18 protein-coding genes are annotated in these 18,055 nt (G+C 65.1%); 13 read left to right on the forward strand and 5 right to left on the reverse strand.

The features are described from left to right. Positions 1-23 precede the first annotated feature (23 nt). The 6 genes from ACYVOC_RS08140 to ACYVOC_RS08165 all read left to right on the forward strand — a co-directional run bounded on the left by ACYVOC_RS08140 (position 24) and on the right by ACYVOC_RS08165 (position 6,443). Positions 24-704, forward strand: coding sequence for a carbonic anhydrase (locus ACYVOC_RS08140; protein WP_116005042.1), 681 nt, complete (start codon positions 24-26; stop codon positions 702-704). Between the two features lie 235 nt (positions 705-939). Then, complete coding sequence (locus tag ACYVOC_RS08145; protein WP_461161437.1) at positions 940-3,381, forward strand: adenosylcobalamin-dependent ribonucleoside-diphosphate reductase; 2,442 nt, start codon at positions 940-942, stop codon at positions 3,379-3,381. Between the two features lie 102 nt (positions 3,382-3,483). Further along, a complete protein-coding gene (locus tag ACYVOC_RS08150; RefSeq protein WP_461161438.1) occupies positions 3,484-4,806 on the forward strand; it encodes an NnrS family protein in 1,323 nt (440 codons plus the stop codon). Between the two features lie 9 nt (positions 4,807-4,815). Continuing rightward, positions 4,816-5,460, forward strand: a complete 645-nt coding sequence (locus tag ACYVOC_RS08155; protein ID WP_199562999.1) for a nitroreductase family protein — start codon at positions 4,816-4,818, stop codon at positions 5,458-5,460. Positions 5,461-5,483: 23 nt separating this feature from the next. Further along, the gene (locus ACYVOC_RS08160) at positions 5,484-5,888 is read left to right on the forward strand and encodes a ribonucleotide reductase subunit alpha (protein WP_116005040.1); all 405 of its coding nucleotides are present in this window, start codon (positions 5,484-5,486) and stop codon (positions 5,886-5,888) included. A 6-nt stretch (positions 5,889-5,894) separates the two neighbouring features. Continuing rightward, a complete protein-coding gene (locus tag ACYVOC_RS08165; RefSeq protein WP_461161439.1) occupies positions 5,895-6,443 on the forward strand; it encodes a hemerythrin domain-containing protein in 549 nt (182 codons plus the stop codon). Positions 6,444-6,520: 77 nt separating this feature from the next. Here ACYVOC_RS08165 and ACYVOC_RS08170 read toward each other — a convergent pair whose 3' ends face one another. Both ACYVOC_RS08170 and ACYVOC_RS08175 read right to left on the reverse strand, forming a co-directional pair. Then, positions 6,521-6,817, reverse strand: a complete 297-nt coding sequence (locus tag ACYVOC_RS08170; RefSeq protein ID WP_116005038.1) for a BTH_I0359 family protein — start codon at positions 6,815-6,817, stop codon at positions 6,521-6,523. A 113-nt stretch (positions 6,818-6,930) separates the two neighbouring features. Then, on the reverse strand, positions 6,931-8,067 hold the full coding sequence (locus ACYVOC_RS08175) for a DUF3108 domain-containing protein (RefSeq protein ID WP_461161440.1): 1,137 nt from the start codon (positions 8,065-8,067) through the stop codon (positions 6,931-6,933). 175 nt (positions 8,068-8,242) lie between these two features. On the opposite strand from ACYVOC_RS08175, the gene ACYVOC_RS08180 reads away from it, so the two are divergent. Beyond that, entirely contained in the window at positions 8,243-9,286 is a 1,044-nt protein-coding gene (locus tag ACYVOC_RS08180) for a fumarylacetoacetate hydrolase family protein (protein WP_461161441.1), read from the forward strand. 252 nt (positions 9,287-9,538) lie between these two features. Then, complete coding sequence (locus ACYVOC_RS08185) at positions 9,539-9,769, forward strand: hexameric tyrosine-coordinated heme protein (RefSeq protein WP_106446443.1); 231 nt, start codon at positions 9,539-9,541, stop codon at positions 9,767-9,769. A 65-nt stretch (positions 9,770-9,834) separates the two neighbouring features. Here the strand turns inward: ACYVOC_RS08185 and ACYVOC_RS08190 are convergent, their stop codons facing one another. Then, a complete protein-coding gene (locus tag ACYVOC_RS08190) occupies positions 9,835-11,958 on the reverse strand; it encodes a molybdopterin-containing oxidoreductase family protein (protein WP_461161442.1) in 2,124 nt (707 codons plus the stop codon). A 53-nt stretch (positions 11,959-12,011) separates the two neighbouring features. Here ACYVOC_RS08190 and ACYVOC_RS08195 point away from each other — a divergent pair, with 53 nt between their 5' ends. The 5 genes from ACYVOC_RS08195 to ACYVOC_RS08215 all read left to right on the forward strand — a co-directional run bounded on the left by ACYVOC_RS08195 (position 12,012) and on the right by ACYVOC_RS08215 (position 16,929). Continuing rightward, positions 12,012-12,434 carry a DUF2946 family protein gene (locus ACYVOC_RS08195; RefSeq protein WP_461161443.1) on the forward strand — a complete coding sequence of 141 codons (423 nt, stop codon included), beginning with the start codon at positions 12,012-12,014 and terminating at the stop codon, positions 12,432-12,434. A gap of 78 nt (positions 12,435-12,512) precedes the next feature. After that, positions 12,513-14,834 carry a TonB-dependent receptor gene (locus tag ACYVOC_RS08200; protein ID WP_461161444.1) on the forward strand — a complete coding sequence of 774 codons (2,322 nt, stop codon included), beginning with the start codon at positions 12,513-12,515 and terminating at the stop codon, positions 14,832-14,834. An 8-nt stretch (positions 14,835-14,842) separates the two neighbouring features. Further along, entirely contained in the window at positions 14,843-16,135 is a 1,293-nt protein-coding gene (locus ACYVOC_RS08205; protein ID WP_461161445.1) for a hypothetical protein, read from the forward strand. Further along, a complete protein-coding gene (locus ACYVOC_RS08210; protein WP_461161446.1) occupies positions 16,119-16,625 on the forward strand; it encodes a hypothetical protein in 507 nt (168 codons plus the stop codon). The genes ACYVOC_RS08205 and ACYVOC_RS08210 overlap by 17 nt, the downstream gene beginning before the upstream one ends. 91 nt (positions 16,626-16,716) lie before the next feature. Next, positions 16,717-16,929, forward strand: coding sequence for a YdcH family protein (locus tag ACYVOC_RS08215; protein ID WP_116005031.1), 213 nt, complete (start codon positions 16,717-16,719; stop codon positions 16,927-16,929). A 28-nt stretch (positions 16,930-16,957) separates the two neighbouring features. Here the strand turns inward: ACYVOC_RS08215 and ACYVOC_RS08220 are convergent, their stop codons facing one another. Together ACYVOC_RS08220 and ACYVOC_RS08225 are read right to left on the reverse strand one after the other, a co-directional pair. Next, positions 16,958-17,497: a response regulator gene (locus ACYVOC_RS08220; RefSeq protein WP_116005030.1), complete on the reverse strand. Its 540-nt coding sequence runs from the start codon at positions 17,495-17,497 to the stop codon at positions 16,958-16,960. Positions 17,498-17,589: 92 nt separating this feature from the next. Next, a complete protein-coding gene (locus tag ACYVOC_RS08225) occupies positions 17,590-18,030 on the reverse strand; it encodes a CBS domain-containing protein (RefSeq protein WP_116005029.1) in 441 nt (146 codons plus the stop codon). Positions 18,031-18,055: the final 25 nt, after the last annotated feature.

An 18,055-nucleotide genomic window follows, 5' to 3' on the forward strand; every position in this document is an offset into this window, starting at 1 on the left:
TGCCGGCGGGCAGAAAGCCGGCCATGCCCGATGACGATCTATTGGAGCGCCTGCGTAGCTTTAACCAGGACGCCTTTCCGCAGTACCGGCAGCAGTTCAAAACCCTCGTCGATGAGGGGCAGCATCCGACCACGCTTTTCATAGGCTGTTCGGATTCCCGCTTGGTACCGCATCTGCTGACGGGTGCGGGGCCGGGAGAGCTGTTCCTGGTGCGCAATGTGGGGGCGTTTGTGCCGCCCTACGACGGATCGTATGGCCTGCATGGAACCGCTGCCGCCATTGAGTTCGCGGTGTTGAGTCTGGAGGTGAGCCGTATCATTGTGTGCGGGCACAGCCATTGCGGGGCCATCAAGGCCATCTATGGAGAGGTTCCCGCCGAAGCGCACAACCTGCGGCGTTGGCTTGATCTTGGACGCAAGGCGGCACTGCCGGTGGTGCCCGGCCCCGAGGCCCTTCGCCGCACCGAACAGCGCGCGGTGGTGCTGCAACTCGAACGTCTGATGGACTACCCCATGGTGCACAGGCGAATCCAGGACGGGAGCATTACCTTGCACGGCTGGCATTACGTGATCGAAGACGGCGAAGTGCATGTCTTCGATGTGCAGACCGGGGGGTTTGTTGCCGCTTCGGTGGCCACCACCTGTGGCACGGGCCCCTATCACCCCTACGTGGAACACGATGGTCAGGTGTTGGGCGATGAATAGCCCGGATGCCGGGCTGGGGTATCGGAGTCGTAACAATAATTTACACTTGGCGCAAAACAAGGCTGGACGCCAGATGGGCGCAGGCGGCAGGTAAACCCCTGACGGTCTGCTGGAATCAAGGCGCTACACTGCCGGCTGACTGGCACCCGGCCGATCCGGCTTGGGCCTGCCGCACCTCCGAGCCGCGTGGCTACAGCGAGGTCTTGTCTCCAGCAATATCTACGGGATTGGCACCATGAAGCGAGAAAACCTGGGTCGTGCACACGATCTGACGGCAACCCAACCCATCAGCCTGGATGTGTTGAAGGAAAAATACCTCAAGGCGGGTGAAACCAGCGCCGAAGACCTCTTTCGCCGCGTGGCGCGCGCGCTAGCGTCGGTAGAAGCCGAGGCCGACCGCGAAAAATACGAGGGCTTGTTCCTCGCCAACATGCATGCCGGTGCCATTGGTGCCGGGCGCATCATGAGTGCTGCCGGTACCGACATCCAGGCGACGCTCATCAACTGCTTTGTTCAGCCCGTGGGCGATTGCATCCAGGGCATGGACGACGAAGGTTTTCCCGGCATCTACGAGGCCTTGCGCGAAGCGGCCGAAACCATGCGCCGGGGCGGTGGCGTGGGCTATGACTTCTCACGCATTCGTCCCCGCGGTGCCGAGGTCAAAGGCACGCACTCGATGGCCTCGGGCCCGTGCAGTTATATCAATGTGTTTGATCAGTCCTGCTCCACCGTCGAGAGCGCGGGCGCGCGCCGTGGCGCGCAGATGGGCGTGCTGCGCATCGACCATCCCGATGTGCTCGATTTCATCACCGCCAAGCGCACGCCAGGCCGATGGAACAACTTCAATGTGTCGGTGGGTGTGAGCGATGCTTTCATCCAGGCAGTGCAGGACGACCGGCCTTGGGAGCTGGTGCACAAGTCCCGTCCGGGCGTTACCGTGATGGAGCAGGGGGCCTACCAGCGCGCCGACGGTCTGTGGGTGTACCAGAGCCTGTCCGCGCGCGAGCTGTGGGACACCATCATGAAGTCTACCTACGACTTCGCCGAGCCGGGCATCCTGTTCCTGGACCATATCAACCAGGACAACAATCTGCGTTACTGCGAGAAGATCGCCGCCACCAACCCCTGCGGCGAGCAGCCTTTGCCGTCCTACGGCTGCTGCGACCTCGGCCCCATCATCTTGACGCGGTTCGTGCGCAACCCCTTCGGTTTTGACGGTGCTGCCGCTTTTGATTTCGAGTCGTTTGCGAAATCGGTCGCGCTGCAGGTGCGTGCGCTCGACAACGTGCTCGACGTGACTTTCTGGCCGCTGCCGCAGCAGGACGCCGAGGCCAAGGCCAAGCGCCGCATTGGCGTGGGTTTTACCGGCATGGGCAATACCCTGGCCATGCTGTGCCTGCGCTACGACAGCGATGAGGGGCGCGCCATGGCCGCACGCATCGCCGAGCACATGCGCGATTGCGCCTATGCCGCATCGGTGGAGCTGGCACGCGAGAAGGGTGCCTTCCCCCAGTTCAACGCCGACGGTTACCTCGCCGAAGGCACCTTCGCCAGCCGTCTGCCCGCAGCGCTGAAGAAACAGATTCGCCAGCACGGCATCCGCAACAGCCACCTGTTGTCGATCGCCCCGACCGGCACCGTGAGTCTGGCCTTTGCCGACAATGCGTCGAACGGCATCGAGCCGCCGTTCTCCTGGATGTACAAGCGCAAGAAGCGCGAGGCCGACGGCAGCATGGCCGAGTACGCGGTGGAAGACCACTCCTGGCGCCTGTACCGCGAGCTGGGCGGCGACGTCAACAAGCTGCCCGAGTACTTTGTCTCGGCGCTGGAGATGTCGGCACAGGACCACATCGCCATGATGAAGGTTGTGCAGCCTTTCGTGGACACGGCCATCTCCAAGACGGTCAACATCCCGGCCGACTATCCCTACGAAGATTTCAAGGGGCTGTATTTGCAGGCCTGGCGTGCGCGCCTCAAGGGTCTGGCTACCTACCGCCCGAACAGCATTCTGGGCTCCGTGCTCGAAGTGCACTCGGCGCCGCAGGCCGACCATTCACCAGCCGCTGCGCTCGACGCGCCGCCGGTCGACCCCATGCGAACGGTGATTGAAAGCCGTCCCAAGGGCGCCCTTTCGGCCGTGGCCGAGAAGGTGGACTACTGGACTCAGGAAGGCCAGAAGCGCCTGTACCTCATCGTCTCGTTCTTGCCGGTTCCCAATGCCGAGGGCACCGGTACGGTCGACCGTGCGATCGAATTTTTCATGCCCGTGGGCCAGAGTGGCGAATCGCAGCAATGGGTCACGTCGAGCATGCGTCTGCTGTCGCTGGCCGCACGCGGCGGTTTCCTGGAACGTGCGCTCTCCGACATGCGCAAGGTCGCCTGGGACCGTGGCCCCGTGCGCCTGGGGACGCACCAGAAGGACGACGGCACGCAGGTGCCCAAGTGGCATGACTCCGAAGTGGCCGCGATTGCCTACGCCATCCAGAACATCCTGGCCCGCCGTGCACGACAGCACGGCCCTGTTGTGCAGGAGTCGGTGCAGGGCGATGCGCCGCTGGCCGCCATGCCCCCTGTCATGGCCGGCAAGAAGTGTTCAGAGTGTGGCGCCCATGCCATGATCCGCAAGGACGGTTGCGACTATTGCACCCAGTGCGGTCACCTGGGAACCTGTGGGTGATACAGATTTTCCTTCAACCGTATAGCGTCGTTGGGTCGCCTTGCCGTGCCAAAGCACTGTCTGCGGCTCCCCGCCTAGTTATCCGGCTGAATGCAAATCCGTATGAGTGAGCGGCCGGTCATTCCGGTGCGGCCCGTTGCGGGCAAACCCTCCGCCGAAGCAGTGGCGCAGCAAGATCGGCTCTGGCGTTGGCGTTACTTGATGCTCGCACCGCACCGGCTGGGGTTCTTCCTGGCTATGGTGCTGCTGGTGGCTTCGGGCGCATGGTGGACGCTGGTACAGGTCTCTCGTGTCTCTTCTTGGCCAACGCTGGCCTACCCGCTCTCTCCCTCGGTGGTGCATGCGGCCGCCATGGTGTTCGGTTTCATTCCGCTGTTTTTTTCCGGCTTTCTTTTTACCGCCGGGCCCAAATGGCTAGGCGTTGAGCCCTGGCCGACGCGCACCCTGCGCGCTCCTTTGGTGTTGCAGGCAGTGGGTTGGCTGACCTGGCTGGCTGGCGCGCACCTGTCGGCCGCGGTGTGCCTGCTGGGCGCGGCGCTGGCGTGGTTGGGGCTGACCTCCATGGGTGTGCTGTTCTGGCGTCTGGTGCTGCGCAGCCGGGCCGAAGACCAGGTCCATGCACGGGCGATTGGCGTGGCCACGATCGTCGGCAGCTTGAGCCTGCTGGGCCTGTGTGCCAGCCTTGTGTGGGACGCCCAGGACACCGCACGGGTATTCGTTCTGACCGGGTTGTGGGGCTTTGTGCTGGTGGTGTACGTCACCGTAGCGCACCGCATGATTCCGTTTTTCACCTCCAGCGCGATGCCGCTGGTGACGGTGTTCCGCCCGCTCTGGCTGTTGTGGCTGATGCTGGGGGCCGCGGCCTTTGAAGCAGCCGCCGTCTGGGTGGAATTTGAAGGGCCGCTGCGCGGCCCCGTGGCGCCCGTCTGGATGCTGCTGCGCGGCGTGCTGGAGCTGGGCGTGGGCGCTGTGCTGTTGTGGTTGGCCGGGGTGTGGGGGCTGGTGCAAAGTCTCAAGAACCGTCTGCTGGCCATGCTGCACATTGGTTTTCTCTGGTTGGGCCTGTCCTTTGTGCTGGCCGGTGCTTCCCAGTTGCTGGGGCTGGTGCAAGACACGCCTTTCCTCGGCCTGGGGGCGCTGCATGCCCTCACCATGGGGTGCCTGGCGTCGCTGATGCTGGCCATGGTCACCCGTGTTTCGTGTGGACACAGTGGGCGCGCCCTGGTGGCCGACCGCATTGCCTGGTCCTTGTTCTGGGTGTTGCAGGCGGCCACCGTGCTGCGTATCGTGGCAACCCTGCCGACGGCTTTCTCGGGCAGCCTGCTGCTGGTTGCAGCGCTGCTGTGGACGGGGACCATGGGCGTTTGGGGCGTGCGGCTGGGCATCTGGTATGGGCGCTTGCGCGTGGATGGGCGTCCGGGCTGAGGCCGCACGATGGAAAAACAGGCCTTCACGCAAGCAATGCCGTTTTCGGCAGATTTCGCCGCCATGGCGGCGACGCTCATGCAGGCGCGGCAGACGATTTTGCCCAAGCGGCTGGGCGATCCAGGGCCCGATGCGCAGCAGCTCGACCGTATCGTGGCTGCGGCAGCGCATGCGCCCGACCACGGCCAGTTGCTGCCCTGGCGATTTGTGCTGGTGCCACAGGCGCAGCGCACATTTTTGGCGGATGTTTTTGCCGATGCCTTGCAGGAGCGCGATGCGATGGCCTTGCCCGAACAGTTGGAGCAGGCGCGCGAAAAGGCGTTCCGATCGCCTGTGCTGCTGCTGGCCGTGGTGGATGGCCAACGTGGTGATCCCGAGGTGGATCTGTACGAGCGCCTCATCTCCACCGGCTGCGCCCTGCAGAACATGCTGCTGATGGCCACTGCGCTGGGCTTTGGGTCTGCGCTGACGAGCGGCAAAGCGCTCAAGTCAACGGCTTTGCGCCGACTTTTCGGCCTGCAGGAGAGCGAGCATGCCCTGTGCTTCGTCAGCCTGGGGACGGTACTCTCGCGCAAGAGCGCGCGGGTTCGGCCGAGCCCAGCCGACTATGTGCGCACACTGGGCGATCCCCCGCCTGCTAGTGCGGCCCGCTGATTTTTTGGATACCTGGAGTGACCATGGAAATTGCAAGTTTTGATGACCTGTTGCACGCGGCCCGTGCGCAGCCCGAACCCCAGCGGCTGTTGTTTGTTTTTGCCGGTGTGGAACTGCCCGACGACGCCACTCCCGCCCAGCGCGAACGCTTTGCCGCAGGGCAAGGGGGCGCGCTGGTGCCCATGATGTGCGTGGACAAGCGCCCCGAGGAGATTGCCTCCTTCCAGGCGCTGGCCGAAGAGTCTGGCCAGTTCGGGCACGAATGGGCCATGGTGTTCGTTGCCGCCATGTCCGGCACGCTGGACAAGGCGCCCACCAGCGAAGAGGCTGAAGCCCCCCTGCAGCGCATGGTGGACTCCATCAAGCAGGGCGCGCACAGCGCCTTTATCCCGTTCAACCGGCAGGGTGAGCCGGTGCGCTTTGGTTAAGCCACCATGGCCAGCACAGTGCACCTGCCTGGCTTTGGCGCAGCCGCCGTCGGGTTTGATACGCCGTTTGAAATGCTCGAAGCCTGCCACGAGCGCGTGCAGCGCTCGCTGGACTTGCTGCAGCGCCTGATCGACTACCTGCACACCCATGCGTGTGACGACTCGGCCCGCCAGGCTGCGCGCGACGTGCTGCGCTACTTCGACATCGCGGCCCCCTTGCACCATGAGGACGAAGAACTCCACGTCTTTCCCCTGTTGCTGGAACGCGGCACCGCCGAGGTCGCTGCGATCGTGCGGCAGCTGCAGGGCGATCACGTTCGCATGGAGACCCACTGGAAGGCTGCGCGCGGGCTTTTGCAGGCGCTTGCTCAGGGTGAGGTTGAATGCTGGAGCACGCAGGACGAAGCCGTGCTGGCCCGGTTTGCGCAGGGTTACGACGCCCACATCCGCAGCGAGGAAGACGTGGTGTACCCGGCTGCCCGTGCGCTGCTGGCACCGGATGCCTTGCAGGCCATGGGGCAGGAAATGCGCCAACGCCGCGGTGCTGCGGTGTAGAGTGCTACTGAATAAATAGCTGCTGACGCTTGTCAGTAGGGCGTTTGGGCCTGTTTTTGCCTAAAGTCCACGGACATTCAATGCACCACCACCGGGTTCTGGGCCAGGCCGGTGTAGCTGTCGAGCGTGTCTTCCACCTCCTCCTGGGTGGGGGCATCGCGTTGCCAGGCGATGATTTGCTGCTGGAACATCTCGGCCCAGGAGCCGTCCAGGTACACCTCTTTGCCTGAGCGCTTGTCCACGATCTCAAAGCCGTGGCGTGCCAGTTGCGGCGGCGTCGGTACGGCGTCCTGGGTTGAGTGGGCGTGGGGTGCAATGGCGTCGGGCAGCATGTGCACCACCACAAAAGATTCCGAGTCGTAGAGCATGTGCATGGTGTGGGTCTCCCTGGTCTGAGTCCTTGTCAGATGGCCGCAGTGGCGGCAAGTTCAAGGCCTGTATGTCTACCGGGCCCAGTATTCCACGAAAACCAGGGATCTGCTGCCGATCAGGGCGCAGCGCGTTCGCGCAGGCTCAGCTCGGCATAGTCGCCGTTGGACTGCGTGATGCGGATGCGCACCGGCAGGTAGCCCAGTTCCGGCGCCAGCCAGAGCTGGGCTTTCTGGTCGTAGTCGCGCCGCGGCAGGCGCTGCAGCGGCACCGCGCGGATGTGGCCCATGGGCAGGTCAAGCTGCTCCGTTTCGCCCACGGTAAACACCCAGGTGTCGGCGGCGCGCGCGCTGACCGTGGGGATGCTGATCTGCGTGCCCGCTGGGTAATGCTCAGGGGCGGCGGCGAGCATGGCGCCCAGTTGCACGAAAACGCTGAGCCGGTCCTGGGCGCCCGGCGCAATGGGCGCCGAGGGCGTGTTGGCGCTGAAGCTCACCTGACCCTGGGCAAAATCGAAGTGCGCGGCCTTTTCGCTGCGCGAGCGGTCGCCAAAGCGCCGGGGCTGCAAGCCCAAGGGTGTGAGCTCGCCCACGCTGGTCTGCGACCGCGAACCCAGAAACAGCACGCTGATCTCCTGGCGCGCCTGGTATTGCTGGCCGTCGTGCTGCCACACCAGTTCGGCCCGGGCGCTGTACTGGAAACCCTTGGCCTGGCCCGTGACATCGAACCCCAGGCGCGCCGGTGCGGGCAATAGCACCGGGGCAGGCTGGGTGCTTCCCGGGGCGTCGTCCGCACCGGGGGGCGCAATGGCGATGGCACTGCCGGGTGCAGCCTTGGCAGCGGGCGCTTCGTCGGCGGGTGCGCTGGCTGCGGCAGCAGCCGGGGTTGCCACGGCTTCCTCGTGGGGCATGCCGGGCGTTTCAAGGTCTGCCGCTGCAACGACCTCGGGGCTTTCCAGTGCCGTGGAGGGGGGCGGCGGCAGGCTTGTCTCTTTCGCATCGGCAGAGGCGGGTCGCGGGGTCCCGGGGCGTGGTTTTTTACGCACGGCGCGCACGGCGGTCTTGGTCGTCTGTGCGGTGGTCTCAACTGCGGCCGGTGCCGCAACGGGAGCGGGCGCAGCAATGGTGCGCGTCATAAAACGCGGAATGGGGGCCGCCTGGCTGGCGCCCCAGTCGGGCAGTGCAACGCCCAGTACCAGGGCGTGCAGCGCCAGCACCAGGGCGAAGATAGTCAGCAGGGAGCGGCGCGGAATCATGGGCAATGCATCGAAAGAACAGGCCAAAGGTTAACCCACGCCCCCGGGCATCGCCCGGACACGGCGCGTATGCGCCCTCGCTGCAGCGGGACATGCGGCGCCCGCTCTGTCCTAGAATGCGCCGTCTGCAACCCGGTGCCCTGGCGCCGCCGCTTTCTTCCACGAATACTCCGCCATGAAACTTGCCACCTTGCAGGACGGTTCTCGCGATGGCCAGTTGGTACTCGTCTCGCGCGACCTGGGCATGGCCCACTACGCCACCGGCATCGCCAGCCGCCTGCAGCAGGTGCTGGACGACTGGGGCTTTTACACTCCGCAGTTGCAGGACCTGTACGACAGCCTGAACGCGGGCCGCGCACGCCACGCCTTTCCTTTTGACCCCCGCCACTGCATGGCGCCCCTGCCGCGCGCCTACCAGTGCCTGCAGGGCAACGCCTACCTGCACGCCACTGAACTGGAATGCAAGGTCCGCAACGTGGAGATGCCCGCCAGCCTGCGCCGTGAGCCGCAGCTGCAACAGGCCGCCAGCGATGCCAGCCTGGGCCCGTGTCACGACATCGTCGTTCCCAGCGCCGCCATGGGCATCGACTTTGGTGCGGGCCTGGCCGTGGTCACGGGCGACGTCGAGCGCGGCTGCACGCCCGCGCAGGCGCTCGATGGCATCCGCCTGCTGATGTTGGCCAACACCGTGTCGCTGCGTGCGCTGGAAACCATCGAAAGCGAGCGCGGCCAGGCGCCGCTGCTCAGCCGCCCCGCCATTTCTTTCAGCCCTGTGGCCGTTACGCTCGACGAGCTGGGCGCTGCCTGGGACCAGGGCAGGGTGCATCTCACGCTGCAGACCACCTGGAACGGCCGCAAGGTGGGTTTGTGCGATGCCGGGCCGGAGATGGGTTTTCACTTCGGCCAGCTCATTGCCCAGGCCTGTACCACGCGCCCGCTGCGCACGGGCAGCATTGTCTGCAGCGGCCCGGTCAGCAACCCCGCCGTGCAGGCCGCCAAAGGCCGCAACGATTGGCCCCGGGGCTACAGCAGCATTGCCGATAAACGCACGATGGAAACCTTGCAGGACGGCAAGGCCGCTACCCCTTTCATGCAGGAGGGCGACACCATCCGCATCGAGATGAAGGGGCGCGATGGCCACAGCCTGTGCGGCGCCATCGATCAGAACGTCGTGGTGACGCCCGAACGCACTGCGGCGGGTTTGCGGGACGCGCGCTGAGAAGTTTCTTCCACCTGCGCTGGTGCTCCGCAAAAAATCAAGCGAAACAAGGCGCAAAGGCATATACCATAAGCGCAAGCAGCTCCTGAAAACGGAGTGCATTGGTGCGATAAACGCTTTCGCAAAGGGGGCTTGTATCGGTTGAGTGCGGGTGGCGTACGCCGCGCGCTACAGTCCAGCGTCGATCAGAACAGGATCGTTTCCATGTTCCACGTCGGCATTCTGTCCCCACGATCTTCTCAAGGAGAAAACATGGCCGATACCTGGTTGCCCTCGCTCATCACCGCCACGCCGCAAGAAGGCTTTGAACTGGCCATCACGCTCAGCCGCCGTGGCGTGAAGTACACCCAGCCCGACATGGAGACGCTCAAGCAGCTGCGCCCCGAGTACGCCCAGTCGGCCGACGGTCTGACGGCCGCTTCGCAGGTGATTGCCATCAACTTCCAGACGGTTTCGGCCGCCAACAACTACTGGCGTGGTTGAGTCGATCGCCTGGAAAAATATGAAAAAATGGCTCTGGCGCTTATTGGGTAAGCGCTAGCAGCTATTTAATTGATAGTACTTTGGGGCGCTGTGTCGCGCTCCACCTCTACCAGGCAATCGTAGAAGGTCGGGCCGCGCCCCAGGTCGGTCAGCGCCTGGCTGGTGAGCTGGTTCACGTTGGTGCCGTCCAGCCCCATCTTGCGCCACCAGATGCCCAGGCCATTGACCACACCGGGCCGGGCGCGCTCGCTCACCGTGGCGTGGCAGCGGTAGCTGCCCCGGTCGTTGAACACGCGCACCACGCCGCCCTCGTGAATGCCGCGCGCGGCGGCGTCTTCGGGGTGGATCTCCAACAGGGGGCGCTTCTCGATGCCCTGCAGGCTGGGTACGTTCACGAAGGTGGAATTGAGAAAGTTGCGCGCGGGCGGCGAGATCATCGCCAGCGGGTACTGTGTTGATGTGCCCGCAGCCTCGTGGTTGGGCACATGGTTCGGCAGTCCGTCCAGGCCCTGTGCGGCCAGGCGTTCGCTGAAAAATTCGCAGCGGCCCGAAGGCGTGGGAAAGCCGCCTTCGGCAAACGGCGCGTCCGGCCCGCCCAGCGGGGCGAAGCCCTGCGCCAGCAACCGGTTGAAATCTACCTGGGCGCCGTAGGCCTGGCGGCACAGGTTTTCGTCGCTGTCGGCGAAGCACGGCTCGGTGAAACCCATGTGCGCCGCCAGGGCGCGGAAGATGTGCGCGTTGCTGCGGGCCTGGCCTTGCGGAGCAATGGCCGGTTGGTTCAGCAACACATCGGTGTGGCCGTAGGCCAGGTGTACGTCCCAGTGTTCCAGCTGCGTGGTGGCGGGCAGGAGGTAGTCGGCGTAGTCGGCGGTGTCGGTCTGGAAATGCTCCAGCACCACGGTGAACAGGTCTTCCCGCGCAAAGCCCTGCACCACCTTGCCCGACTCGGGCGCCACGGCCACGGGGTTGCTGTTGTAGACCACCAGCGCCTCGATTTTCGGGCCGAAGGCGGGCGAGGCTGTGCGCAGCAGGTCATCGCCAATCGTCACCATGTTGATGGTGCGCGGGCTGCGGCCGACCAGCAAATCCGGGCGCTGCAGCGCGGCGCGGTCCACGGGAAAACTGCCGGAGCTCGACAGCAGCACGCCGCCCGCCCGGTGGCGCCAGGCGCCCGTGAGCGCGGGCAGGCAGGCAATGGCACGCACTGCGTTGGCGCCGCCGTGCACGCGCTGCATGCCGTAGTTCAGGCGGATGGCGGCGGGCCGCGTGGTGCCGTAATCGCGCGCGAGCTGGCGGATCTGCTCCACCGGCACGCCGCACACCTGCGCGGCGCGCTCGGGCGGCCATTGCAGGGCGCGTTCGCGCAGTTGCGCCCAGCCCACGGTGTGGCGGGCGATGTAGTCGTGGTCGAGCCAGTCGTGCGTGATGAGCTCGTGCATCAGCGCCAGTGCCAGCGCCGCGTCGGTGCCGGGCAGGAGCTGGATGTGCTCCTGGCATTTCTCGGCGGTTTCGCTCTTGCGCGGGTCGATGCACACCAGCTTGGCGCCGCCCCGCTTGGCCTGCTGGGCGATGCGCCAGAAATGCAGGTTGCTGCCGATGGAGTTGCTGCCCCAGATGAGGATGAGTTTGGCCTCGGCAAAGAACTCCACCTTCATGCCCACCTTGCTGCCCAGCGTGTGCGCCAGGCCCTCGCCACCCGCCGTGGCGCAGATGGTGCGGTCCAGGAACGACGCGCCCAGGCGGTGGAAGAAGCGCCGGTCCATGCTCTCGCCCTGCACCAGGCCCATGGTGCCGGCGTAGCTGTAGGGCTGGATGGCCTGCGGGTCGCGCGCGGCGATCGCGCCCAGGCGCGCAGCAATATCCTGCAGCGCCTCGTTCCAGCCCACGGGTGTGAACTGGCCGCTGCCCTTGGGGCCGCTGCGTTTGAGGGGCGTGAGGATGCGCTCCGCATGGTAGGTGCGCTCGGGGTATTTGGAGACCTTGGCGCACAGCACGCCGCCCGTCTGCGCGTGCGCGGGGTTGCCTTGCACACGCACGGCCACGCCGTTCTCCACCGTGGTGAGCAGGGCGCAGGTGTCGGGGCAGTCGTGCGGGCAGGCGCCGCGCACCTGCCGGGACGGTGTGATGGGGGCGATGTTTTCGCTGGCGGTCGCAGGGGCCGGGGCGGCGGGGGCTTGCACGAGGGTCATGGCGCCATGGTAATGATTCTCGTCCTGGGCCGTAGAATCCTGGGGCTTTCCCCATGAATTCCCGTCTCCACGCCGCTCCCCCTGTGCACTTTGCGCTGCTGCGCCGTGCGGTGTGGTTGTGGCTGGCCGTGTTGCTGGCGGTATTTGGTGCGCTGGGCTCGACCGTATCGCACGCGCTGGCGCCCAACCGCACGCCGGTGGGCATGGAGATTTGCACCAGCATGGGCATGCAGTGGGTGGATGCGTCGGGTGCATTGGATGCGTCCTCGGGGCAACCGCTGACGGAAATGCCGGTGGACTGCCCGATGTGCCTGCTCTGTGCCGATCGCCTGGCACCCGTGCCTGCATCGTCGCCATGGAGCCTGCAACGGGCTGCGCTGGGCGCTGCTCCCTTGCCGTCCTACACACCCGTGGCCGCACTCGCGGCGGGCCGGGTCACTGTGCCGCCGCCGCGTGGCCCGCCTGTGCTCTCCTGAACTATCGTTTTTATAGCTGCTTGCGCTCATGAATAGGGCGTCAGAAGCTTTTTTGACTGGTATTTCTGGAGTGCATTCGTGCGAAACCCCCGTTTTTCTTCCGGCCCGGTCCTGCGCCTGGCCCCTCTGGCTGCGGCCCTGGCTTTGTTCCCCGCCTGGGGCCTGGCCCAAGGCATTGCCACCGAATCCCAATTGCAAACCATCAGCGTGACCGAAACACGCTCGCAGCTGGACCCCAATCTGCCCAACAGCACCGCCAGCAAAACCGCGCAAGAGCTGGAGGCGCAAAACATTTTCAACCCGGAAGATGCCGCCAGCCTGCTGCCCAGCACCACCGTGCGCAAGCGCTACCTGGGCGACCGCAATGCCAACATTGGCGGGCGCAGCTTTGGCACGCTGCAACCGGGCCGCGCGCTGGTGTACCTCGATGGCTATCTGATTTCCAATTTTCTCGGGCGCTTTGACGCACCGCGCTGGAACATGATCAACGTGGAGGCCATCGAACGGGTCGATGCCTTGTACGGCCCGTACTCGGCCATCTACCCCGGCAACTCCATCGGCACCACCATGGTGGTGACCGAGCGCAAGCCCCGGGGGCTGGAGGCGTCGGCCAGCATCAAATACAACCGGCAATCTTTCGACGAGTACGGCACCCACGAGAGCTACGGCAGCAAGCAACTGTCAGCGCGCATTGCCTCGCGCCTCGATTCCGGGCTCTGGGTGGCGCTGGGTGTGCAGCACCAGGACAGCGCAGGCCACCCCATGGGCTACGCCAATGCGGTGCGGGGCGCCACCAGCGGTGCCTTTGCCGCGCCCACCACGGGCACCCCCGTCACAGGCATCCGCTACGACCGCGACCCGCAGGGCCGCGAGCGCGCCATTTTTGGCGCCACAGGCAGCGACCACAGTCTGCAGGACACCGTGAACCTGCGCATGGGCTACGACATTTCTGCCACCCAGGAAATCGAAGGGCGCGTGTCGCTGTGGCGCAGCGACAGCACGGTGCGCAACATGACCTACCTGCGCGACGCCGCAGGCAAGCCCCTCTGGAGCGGGGTGGTGAACGATGGCGTCAACCGCTTCAACGTGGCGGCCAACGCTTTTGCCCCAAACCAGCGCGACGAACGCCACCGCCAGCTCGGAGCCACCTGGAAAACAAAGCACGCGACGGGCTGGAACGCCTCCGTGATGCTGACAGATTACAAAATGCTCAGCGATGCCAACCGGCAGGCCGATCTGGCGCAGCCCCTGGCCGACCTGGGCGGCGCGGGCACGGTGACGCGGCGTGACGGCACGGGCTGGAACACGCTGGAACTGCAAACCACCTACACCCCCACGGCCGGCGACTTTGGCGCAGGCCGCCATGCTCTGGTGTTTGGTCTGCACCGCAACCAGTACCAGTTGAACAACGTGGTGAACCTGGCCAGCGACTGGCGCACGACCGAGACGACCCTGGACCAGCGCTTCAAAGGTACCACCACCATCACGGCCCTCTATGGCCAGGACGCCTGGCGCCTTACGCCCGACCTGGTGCTGACCTCGGGTGTGCGGCTGGAGACTTTTGAAGCAACCGATGGCTCGCAATTCTTCGCTGGGCCGCCCGTGGTGCAGCAGAACTATGCCAAGCGCAGCCTGCATTCCACCAGCCCCAAGCTCTCGCTGGCCTGGACGGTGGCCGATGACCTGCTGCTGCGGGCCAGCTATGGGCGTGGTGTGCGCTTTCCGAACGTGGACGAGCTGTTCAACGGCACCAAGACGGGCAGCAGCATCACCACCAGCGACCCCAACCTGCGCCCTGAAGTGTCCCGCTCGTTCGAGTTGGCGGCAGAAAAATTCTGGGGTGAGCATTGGCTGCGCACCAGCTACTTCCGTGACGATGTGAAGGACACCATCCTGCGCCAGACCGACGCTACCGTCACTCCGAGCATCACCCGCGTGAGCAACGTGGACCGTGTTCTGACCCAGGGCATCGAGATGGTGTGGCAGGCGCGCGATGTGGGCATCCGGGGGCTGGACATTGGCGGCAGCGCCACCTGGACGGACGCTGTGGTCAAGGCCAACGCCGCCAATCCGGCGCAGGTGGGCAAACAGTGGCTGCGCATCCCCAAGCAGCGCTACGCCGTGCAGGCCAGCTACCGGCCCAATGCGCAATGGCTGCTGGGCGCCGCCTGGCGCTGGAGCGGCCGTGCGTACAACACCGAACTGAACATCGACAGCAACCCCGACACCTATGGCGGCGTCTCGCGCGTGAACCAGCTCGATCTGAAAGCGGTGTGGAAATTTGCCCCGCACTGGGAATGGGCGCTGGGCGTGAACAACGTGACCAACCAGCAATCCTGGCAGGCGCACACCCTGCCCCAGCGTTCGGTGCAGACCGAACTGCGTTACAGCATGAAGTAGGAGCGGACATGAATCGATCGAAATCGGCTTTGCAATCCTCTGGGCGTTGGGCTTGTGGCCTGGCCCTGGCGCTGTGCTGCAGCGTCGGCGGGGCCCAGCATATGCACTCTGCAGCAGCTGTGGCCGCGCCAGCGGCCAACGCTGCGCCCACCGCCGCAGCCACACAGCGCGTGGCCCGCAAGCCCCGCACGCCGTTGGGGGTGGGGGTCGCGATGGCGCCCGATGGCGCGCTGTGGCTGGCAGGCCTCGATGGCCAGGGGCGCCTGTTTGTGCAAAACGCGCCGGCACCGCAGGGCACAGCGCCTTTGCGCTGGAGCGCACCGCGCGTGCTGGATACGGCGGGCGATGCGGTCTCGGCCGACGGCGAAAACCATCCCAAACTGGTTTTTGGCCCCCAGGGCACGGTGCTGATTGCCTATACCCAGCCGCTGGCCAAGCCCAATACGGGCTATGTGCGGCTGCTGCGCTCGGTGGACGGGGGGCAGCATTTTGCGGCGCCCGTCACAGTGCATGCCGACCGCCAGACCATCACCCACCGTTTCGAGTCCATGGGCTTCGACGCCGAAGGTGTTTTGCACACCGTTTGGATCGACAAGCGGGACTTGGAAGCGGCGCCCAAGGTGGGCGGCAAATCCAGCTACCGGGGGGCCGCCATTTACCGCAACATCTCGCGCGATGGTGGTGCCACCTTTGGCCCGGACACCAAGGTGGCCGACCACTCTTGCGAATGCTGTCGCATTGCGCTCGGTGTAGGCAGTGATGGGGCCATGCGGGCCCTGTGGCGGCATGTGTTCGAGCCCAATGTGCGCGACCATGCCTTTGCCGTGCTGCGCGGGGAGGCTCCGGCCGACGTGGTGCGTGCCACCTACGACGAGTGGCGGGTGGATGGCTGCCCGCACCACGGCCCTGCCCTGGCTGTGGCGGCCGATGGTTTTCATACGGTCTGGTTCGGTATCCGCCAGCAAGGCGAGGACAAGGTGCCCGGTGTACGCTATGCACGGCTGGCCCCTGACGGTACGCCCCGGCTGCAAACGGTGCGCATGCTTCCGGATGCGCGCGCTGAACATGCCGACGTGGCCGCGCAGGGCGAGCGGGTGGCCGTGGTCTGGCGCAGTACCGATGGCATGACCAGCACGCTCAAGGCCTGGATTTCCCTCGACGGGGGGCAGACGTTCCGCGAGCAGGTGCTGGGCCAGGTCGATGGAGACAACGATTTTCCGCGCCTGGTGCAGCAGGACCAGCGCATGGTGGTAGTGTGGCGCAACGCAGCAGAGGTCAGAGTCCATGAAATCGAGTTCTAAACAGCGGCGCAGTGCCTGTGTGACCCTGGCGGTCGGGGCATTGTTTTTTGGCTTCAATCTGCCTCTTGCGCTTGCCAGGTCGCCGTCAATAGCTATCAGTTCAGTAGCGCATTTTGACGAAACCACCTGGGCCCGGCTGGTGGAAAAAGGCCCACGGCCTGCGGCGTACATCTTCACCACCACTTACTGCTCTACCTGCCCGGACGCCTTCGAGAAGCTGCGCAGTTTTGTCATGGATGCGCACCGGCCAGTCGAGCTGGCGGCCGTGATGATGGATGTGCAAGGCGTGCGCGCCGTGGAACATGCCCGCCACTATCTGGGGCTGACGCGGCTGTATGCCTTTGAGGGGTTTGAGCCCGCGATCCGGCAAAGCGTAGACCCCACATGGCCCAACGTCACGCCCTACGTCGTACTGCTGGGCCGCGATGGATCGGTGCAGCGCAGCATTGGTGCGCCCGATGCTGCCCTGCTGAAAAAATGGCTGCCTTGAAGCGACCAGCGCACGCAGCGGAGTAAAGTGTTGTTACGAGGCCGTGCGCCGCACTGCCCGGGGTTTTTCACCACGACGAAGAGGAGTCTGCATGTTTCCTGAATTCCGCGAACTGATCACCCAGCTCAAGACAACGGACCGTCATTTTGTGCGCCTGTTCGATCAGCACAACGAGCTCGACCAGAAAATCAAGAACATGGAAGCCACCATTTCACCGGCCTCGCACGACGAAATTGAAACCCTGAAGAAGGAAAAGCTGCAGATCAAGGACCAGCTTTACACCATTCTGAAAAAAGCCGCCTGAGCGGCTGCCGGGGCGCAGGGGCTGGTCGTCAGACGGTCTTGCGCCGCGGCATCTGGCTGGCATCGAGCAGGTTCTCGATGCGGGCAAATATTTCGAAGCGCGAGAACGGCTTCTTCATGAAATCGTCGGCCCCGATGCGGTTGGCGTAGAACTGTTCCGTGGCGTGTTCGTTGCCACTGATCATGATGACCGGAACGTGCTGGGTGGCCGGGTTCTTGCGGATCAGCCGCAAGGCGTTGAAACCATTCATGCCGGGCAGGATGATGTCCAAAAAAACCAGATCGGGCGGTTCCTGCTCCATCAGCGCCAGCCCCTTCTCGGCGTCCAAAGCCTCCAGGGTGTTGTAGCCGGCAGAGCGCAAAATTTTGCGCAATGCGGCCACGACGGTGGGCGAGTCGTCAATGATCAGCGCTTTGATGCCTTTGCGCGCATCCTTGCGCTCGCGCTGGCGCCGCTCCACCGTTTCTGCCGGTTCCATGCCGTGCACCGGTGCGCTGGCCGGTGTGCTGGCGTCAGGCTGGGGGGCGGGCTTGCGCGAGGCGCCCCAGAGCCGGTCAAAAATACCCATGGTGCAGTCTTGCCTTGTATGGTCGGTCGATAGTGGCGATTGTCCGCCAAGCAGGGTGGTGGTGGGAAGCGCCCTGTTGCACGGCCACAAATTCAGCCCAGGGCATCGTTCACCTGGTCATTGAATTCCGCCAGGCTTACGGCGTCGCCGATCTCGCGTGGTAGGGCGTCGCGCACCGAAAAAACGCCGAGGATCTTGTCTGCAGGCGACACTATGGGCAGGTGCCGAAAACCCCGCTCGATCATGATCAAAACCGCCTCGGAGACCTTCATGTCCGGGCCCACGGTCTGTGGATGGGGGGTCATCACATCGCAGACCAGGGTGGTTTCGGGGCTGAGCGCCTTGGCCAGCACCCGCGTCATCAGGTCGCGCTCGGTCAGGATGCCCAGCAGGGTGCCCAGGGTGTCGAGGATGAGCACGCTGCCGCAGTTGGCGCGCGTCATCACGCAAGCCGCCTCCCACACGCTGGCCTGGGGCCCCAGGCTCACCACGTGGCGCTGCGAGATCGACTGGAAGACGGTGCGTTCGGCCATGGCAGGGCTCCTTTTGCAGCGGGGC

The sequence above is a fragment of the Simplicispira piscis genome, assembly GCF_054783455.1.